The following is a 6729-nucleotide window of genomic DNA, read 5'->3' as shown; positions in this document are numbered from 1 at the left end:
CGGAAAGTGACATCATCAGCCTTCCCGACCGTTCCATGAACGCAAACTCGGCGACCAAACCAGGGATGAAATCGATAAAGAACCTCGCGAAAAACGGTTTTGTGGGCGTTCTTGAGTCTTGTTGTACAACGAAGAGCGGCCCCATTGCGCGATCGGCAATCGACCGCCGATTTTACTGCAAAACCACGTCGGCGCATCCAGCCCGCCAACGTGATCACGGCGAAAAACTCTAGTTCTGAATGGTTCACAGTTCGGTCTCGCTACAGCGACAAAAGGGCATTATCAAAGCTTGGACTAAGAACCGAGTCGCACCTCTGATTGCTGTGCTGGCGCGCAGTTCGCTCGGCGCACCGAATTTGTACCATCGCTTGACGGCTGTGCCGCCGGATCTATTGCCTCGCCGTAGAAATAGGACTTGGCATTATAAATGCTTCAACAGCACACTGTAGTTAGGCCGCGCTATGTAGGCCGTCTCTATGCAGGAGTGTTCGGTGCAAACCAAGTCAATCATAATGATCTTATTGAGATTTGTGATGTTCTCGACAAGTGCCGTGGCAGGGGCATTAAACGAAACATGCCCTGAATGCGTAACACTTGAGGGAGGGATGGCAAAGGGCGTGATCGAGGATGGGATCCTGAGCCTCAAAGGAATTCCCTACGCGGCTCCGCCGGTGAGCGATTTGCGATTCCGCCCACCATCTTTGCCTAATCATTGGCAAGGAATTCTTGAGGCAGCGAACTATCGGACAATCTGTCCACAAATCGAGGATCCGCTCGAAAGTTATCCCAAAGCGGCCATGGCGCATGAGGTTGTCGTAGGCGGAGTCACAACTCGCTTGTTCGAGGATGAAGATTGTCTTTACCTTAATGTCTGGAAGCCTGCGAAGCAGGTCAGGAATTTGCCAATCATGATCTATCTTCCCGGCGGAGGCTTCATTGCCGGTGGCGCGTCCGACGTTTATAATGGGGCAGCAGTTGCTCGAAAGGATGTGGTCGTCGTCACGATCAACTATCGTATCGGCTTGCTGGGATTTGCGGAGGTAGGTGCGCTCGACCCTTCCTATTCCGGTAGCGGCAACAACGGCCTGCGCGATCAGATCGCAGCGCTTGAGTGGGTTCGACGTAACGCGACGGCGCTCGGCGGGGACTCTGATAATGTCACGGTATTCGGTGAATCGGCCGGTTCGATCTCAATCGCCGCACACCTCGTGTCTCCCTCGCTGAAAAAGCCATTTCAACGGGCGATCCTGCAAAGCGGGGCCTACAATCTAATTCGCACCAGGAGATCGGCGGAAGCGACAGTGAAAAAAGTCATGGACGTCGGATCCTTGAAAACCATGGCGCAGATCAAAACGGCGCCCGTTCGAGATCTATTGCTGCAGGCCCACGCTACCGGTGAGCCGGATGGTTTCTTCGCTCCCGTCGCAGATGGTTCGGGGGTCGCCCTCGATCCTGCCGAAGCACTCGCCTCCGGAACGTCAAGACATGTTGGGATCATGCTTGGGACGAATGCAAACGAAATGAACTACTGGGCAATGTATGACAGCAAGTTCCGCAATCCGTTCGTGGAAGACACCGATCTCGGCGCAAAGATCGATGTCTTCTCTATGTTACCCTCCATACGGGACACCTCAGAGGAGAAACGGGAGGAAGTGAAACGCAAGCTCATGAGTACGTATGAGAAGGTTCTCGGGACGACGGATCAAAGAACAATCGAAGCGGCGCTGGTTGATGACGTGATAATGACGCAACCGGCAACACACCTAGCCGAGCGCCAATCGGCCTCGGGCGGCAAGGTGTGGCTCTATCGCTTCACTTGGCATGTGCCCCCAAAGTATCTCGATCCTGCGCTGCCCCCGTTGGGGGCGTTTCATTCAATTGAACTTCCATTCATGTTCGGCACCGGTGATTTCAGCCAAATTCCAGGTGGTCTTGCGCTGTCGAAGGCCCCGGGCTCGGATATCTCTCGGCTGACTAATCAGATGTTGACCGCGTGGACGAATTTCGCAAAGAAGGGAGACCCTAATGGCGTTGGCGTGCCGGAATGGCCTTCCTACGACACAAACAAACGCGTCGTGATGGTGTGGTCAGCAGATTCTGAGGCGGTTGCGGACCCTGACGGGTCACGCCGTGAAATCTGGGAGCGCTGGCACTTTAACCCTTATTGATTGACAACCCGGATCGGTAATGTCCCGCCCGCTGTATCGCGGCTACGCCAGATTGCTGCGACGATGGCCGACAAGGTGTCGCCGCACGCGCCATGTGCCCAGGCAACGTTCGCCGTCTCCGAGGGCCTTGGATCTGCCTCTACTACATTGAGCCAGCAGTGGCCTCGCGCCTCTCCTCCGCCGAATAGTAGTCCGTTCTGTTAATCGCGGGGACAGTGTCATGTCGGTGACGAGGCGATCGAGCACGCCGATTTCAGTTGTAGTCAGTCGTCCGTTAAGAAGGCGAATTGAGCGGGGCGGGACGGCCGAACGTGCGCCATAGCTGGAGCAGGATGAGGCACAAGAGTTCTCTGAGCCAGGCGAGGATGCGGCGGAAGTTGTGGCCGACGGCTGAGAGGATGACTTTAGCCGCATCGCCGGCGCGGCCTTTGAGGTAGCAGCGGCCGAGGTGACCATCGGCCTTCAGGTGTCCGATGATGGGTTCGATGGCGGAGCGGCGGCGCAGCTCGCGCTTGATGACACCGAAGACGCCGCGCTTCTGGCCGGAGATGAAGATCCGTCGGTGATTTTGTGCGTCGTGGCCGCGGTATCCCTTGTCGACATAGGCCCGCTCGATCGCGCAGCCGGTGAGTGTCTCGGTGGGGTCGATGACGTCCCGCAAGGTGTGACCGTCGTACGGGTTATCGGGTAGCGCCCTGGCGTGCAGCACGAACAGGCCCCGGGAGAACGGCGGTTGTTGGTGACGATGGAGGCTTTGACGCCGAACTCGTAAGGCGCGGCTGCTTTGCCCTTGCCGATGCACTCCACCTCCGGGGCGTGGAAGGAAGAAAGCTTGAAGCCGCGCTGGCGCTGCTGCTGCGAGCGGATCTGCGAGGCCCGGCTGAGCGGGAGGGGCAGCTGCCGCTGGTGCCGCTTCAATTGCTTGGCATGGCCGTAGCGTCCCGCCATCATTGTCGCGGTTTTGGCAATGCGAAGATAGGACCGCCGCAGCTTGACCCCGTGCTTCCTCGCCAGTGGCGGAGACAGCGCTAACTCCCAATCACCGTAAGCGGCCTGCCGCCCCGGGACCGGTGTGATCCTTTAGGCCATCGATTACCTTGAGCGCGGCTTCGAGTCATCTCGAAGGCGCTTCGTAATGCGCAGAACGCCGCTCGCAAGCTCCTCACGGCTGATTTCTGCAACGTGAGCGACTTTTTCTTCGAGGTCGCGTATAGCTTCGCCGATCGTGTGCAGCGAGCATGTGCTAGGCATCATCCGCTCCGTCCTGATTAAGGGTCCGGCATCCGCCGAACCACGGCGTAAAAGGCGTCCGCTACACGGTTGAGTAAAGCGGATGGCGTTGCGGGAAAATCTGTCCCCATCTCGCGTCTGAGCGCCTCGAATTCGGATAAGGTCGAAAGAGGGCAATCCGCCACGGCGTCCATTTTTGAGCAGATAATTTCAACTCGGGATCGCCAATCGGCCGCTGTTCTTCAGTTCGCTGTGGCCCGTACGTGTCTTCTGCCGGTGTATGGCTTGGCCTACGGACGCAGTCCGTGAATGCTTGGATTGCCGCTACCACTTCCGTCCTAGGCACGGCAGTTACTCGGAGCCAGCTCGAGAGTTGCAGGCCGAGCGCTTTGATATGGCATGCTCGCGGGGCGCGGCAACCCACTGGTGCTGGTAGGTGTCCTCCGGTACTTTTCGACGATATTGCTTTGTTGGTCCCCCTTGGGAATTTGAGCCTCTTGGGAGCGAGCCCGGTTAGCCTTGCCAATCCAAGGGCGAAGGCTGGCCACCGAGATCTGCGGCACGTGATAGGGACAGCGCGCTGTGTCGGGGGAAGATCAGTGCTAGCTTCATCGGCAGCGCGGGCGCGGTAGGGACAGCGTCGTTGCGCATTTCCGGCGCCGAGGCGCGCCCGCGCTGCTTCCATCGTGGGCTAAGCCCCGTCATGGTAGCTATGCTCGTTCTGCGAGCGATAAGATCCTGGTCAGCTTCTTTCGCCGCTTGAGGCTGGCTGCCCCCGAAATTAGCGGTGCGCCGCAGGGACAGCGCTTCCTCAGGGTAAACGCGAGAAACTTTTCAAGCGCCTAGTCATGTTGCCGCTAATTTCAAAGGGTAGTGCGGGCGTGGCGGGGACAGCGCCTGACACCGCGCAGCCGAACGGCGCCGAGTTGCGCCCGCACTACCGGCGATCTGGGATGGACAAGCATCACGGACACTCAGCGAGTGAAAGAAGATTGTCTGGCTGAATGCCGTCTGCCGTCGTCTTGATGTACTTGTGCCCTTCGTGTTTGGCCACGATCAAACCAGCAGTCAGCCCGTCTTCCTGGACATAGAATTCCCACGCGCCGCTTTCGATGTCTCTGATCGTCTGAACGACAGATTGCTTCCAGTGACTTCCGTTCGAATATAACCCCGCCGATGCTGCTAATTCTCTCGTGTGGATTCGTGCTGTCGGTCTTACTGACGCAGCGAACGCGTGCGAGTCTGGCCACGGGGTCTCTTCTTCCGCATGCAAAAGGAGCAACAAGGTTAGCGTTCAGTGGCGGACCATGCCGCCGACCAATTCAGGTAGGTGCCCCGGTTACTTGTCTGCGCCATGATCTGGTGGCGCCTCGGGAATATGTCTCTGGAGCAAAGGTGGCCAACCACAGTCTTCGTAGACGGGGCTCGGCCACCGGCGCTGCGGCGCTTGCGAAGCGTACCCTAAGGGTAGCTACAGGCCAACGGATGCACATATTCGAGCGGTATCACGTCGCTACGCTCAGAGGCGCTTGCGGTGCTTGCAGCCAATCAGGCCCGCGCGGCCGATCAGTCTTTGAGCCTGGCAGATCGCCAAGTCGCGACGCTCGATGCCGAGGACGCTCAGGAAGTGCTAGGATCCTCGATTGCGTGAAACTCGACCCGGGGCCGGAGGAGGCACGGAAGATCGCTGCGCGCATACGCATGCTTCTAGAAGGGAAGAAGTGAGCCGCCAAGTTGACGGCGCGAAGGACGAGTCGGCTGCTCGATCACATCCCGCCTGTCATTCCTCAGAAATGGAGATTCTGCAAGGAGCGAAATTTCTGCGGCCTTGTCGAAGACTGCGGCCTGTCAGTGGACAGAGTAGCCCTATTGGTGGACGACACATCCTTGGTAATCGTCGGCGGCTTCTGATAATCGAAACGCGGCATCGGCTGCTCGCGTGGTAGTTCTCGGCTTGCGTGGACCGCCGCCTCTCTCGTCTTAGACATGGTCGGTCTCCAACTTGTTGAGGTTTTGGGGGTAGTAGTGCTTTCGCTTGATCCACTTGAAACGTTCGTGCCGCGTCACCACGGCGATGTCAACCTCGCCGCCAACCGTATCGGCGCCTGGTAGGAAACGAACGAAACCTTTGGTGGTTTCGACAAGAAAACTACAAAGTTCGATTGCGTCTTGAACCGGCATTCCAGGGTGCATTAACGGAGCCACGGTTTCAGAGCTTATGAAGTCCATCAAGCCCGGAAGGTCGGCGTCGGATACTCCCACTTTTCTCAGCGATTCCACAAGAGTGTTGTCGTAACCCATGACCAATCGATTAATGGCACTCGGTTGACCACCCCAAAATAGGTCGCTTTGGCCGTCTCGACACAAGCATTCAACTGTCGCAGCCCCATTTACGATGCCCACCTTGAACAACTCGTGGGTGTCGGAATCTGACGAATAGCCGCCGATCCAAAAATCGAGTGAATGATCGCCCTCAATCTTGGAAGCTGCCGAGTACTTGTCGGTGAACAGGAAATCGTGTGCCTTCTCCGCGACTTCAGCAACTGAGTATTTGTCGGGGTTGAGCTGGTACTTGCTGCCGTCCGTCTTAAACTCCCGGCGCAGGTCCTTCGCGAGTGAGTGAATGGGGGCGTTGCCGATAGCTCCCAAGCCCGAGGTCATGCCGACCACCGGCAGGCGCTTGTCCAGGTTGAACACTTTGTTCCCGTACTGGTACACACGCTCAATCACTACCTCGCCGGTAGTCCGGTTAGCACCCAAGAGGCTGGTAGCACTATCCGCAGCAAAGACCAAACCATCGTGGACGCAGGCAGCAACACACACAGTCATCTAAATTCCTTCTCTTTGCTTCCTTCGGGCCTTAAGCTCAGGTGTAATCGCGGAGAATGCCACCGCGAACGCAGAGTCTATTTAATAGACAGCTTCCGAAAATCCGTGCGACTACAGGGCTGATGTTTTGTCGCCCCTGAAGGTCTGCCGATGGTCAGAACGGAAAGCCCCAATCAATCTGCGTTCACGCGCCCTCGCCGGGGATTGCGCAGTGAAGACGAGGCGTTCTACGTCGGCGTGTCTCTGAGCTGGCTCCGGTTGTCTGAACAGCAATTCCGCGTCGTTAAGTGGAGCTTCTGCCAGAGTTAGGCTACCGCGCGGAACGGCAGCGGGCTGAAGTAAGCTTGATCCGGGGTGCCGTCGTCAAGGCTCGAGTGGGGACGCCGGCCATTGTAAAAGGCGAAGTATCGGCCGATCGAGGCGCGGGCGTCGGACACGGTGTCGTAGGCGCGCAGATAGACCTCTTCGTATTTGACGCTGCGCCACAGCCGCTCGACGAACA

General features: G+C 57.8%; 5 protein-coding genes and 1 pseudogene. 2 read left to right on the top strand and 4 right to left on the bottom strand.

Annotated elements, in window-relative coordinates; translation table 11 throughout:
• The coding region (locus EHH60_RS38640) for a hypothetical protein (protein ID WP_502697436.1) at nucleotides 1-233 on the top strand (233 nt) is incomplete at its 5' end.
• Nucleotides 234-476: 243 nt separating this feature from the next.
• Nucleotides 477-2168, top strand: a complete 1692-nt coding sequence (locus EHH60_RS36735) for a carboxylesterase/lipase family protein (protein ID WP_124163992.1) — start codon at nucleotides 477-479, stop codon at nucleotides 2166-2168.
• Nucleotides 2169-2442: 274 nt separating this feature from the next.
• On the opposite strand, the pseudogene EHH60_RS36730 reads toward EHH60_RS36735, so the two are convergent.
• From EHH60_RS36730 to EHH60_RS36710, 4 genes and pseudogenes are all read right to left on the bottom strand, one after another.
• Nucleotides 2443-3182 (bottom strand): annotated as a pseudogene (locus tag EHH60_RS36730) (transposase family protein); the annotation flags it as partial.
• Between the two features lie 1180 nt (nucleotides 3183-4362).
• On the bottom strand, nucleotides 4363-4671 hold the full coding sequence (locus EHH60_RS36720) for a DUF3892 domain-containing protein (RefSeq protein WP_245454696.1): 309 nt from the start codon (nucleotides 4669-4671) through the stop codon (nucleotides 4363-4365).
• A gap of 707 nt (nucleotides 4672-5378) precedes the next feature.
• Entirely contained in the window at nucleotides 5379-6227 is an 849-nt protein-coding gene (locus EHH60_RS36715; RefSeq protein WP_124163991.1) for an Ntn hydrolase family protein, read from the bottom strand.
• Nucleotides 6228-6532: 305 nt separating this feature from the next.
• The coding region (locus tag EHH60_RS36710) for an integrase core domain-containing protein (protein ID WP_148090226.1) at nucleotides 6533-6729 on the bottom strand (197 nt) is incomplete at its 5' end.

This window comes from Bradyrhizobium sp. RP6, assembly GCF_003837805.1.
GTDB lineage: Bacteria > Pseudomonadota > Alphaproteobacteria > Rhizobiales > Xanthobacteraceae > Bradyrhizobium.
The sequence above is the reverse complement of the archived record's forward strand: the minus strand, read 5'-3'. Positions and strand labels throughout refer to the sequence as shown.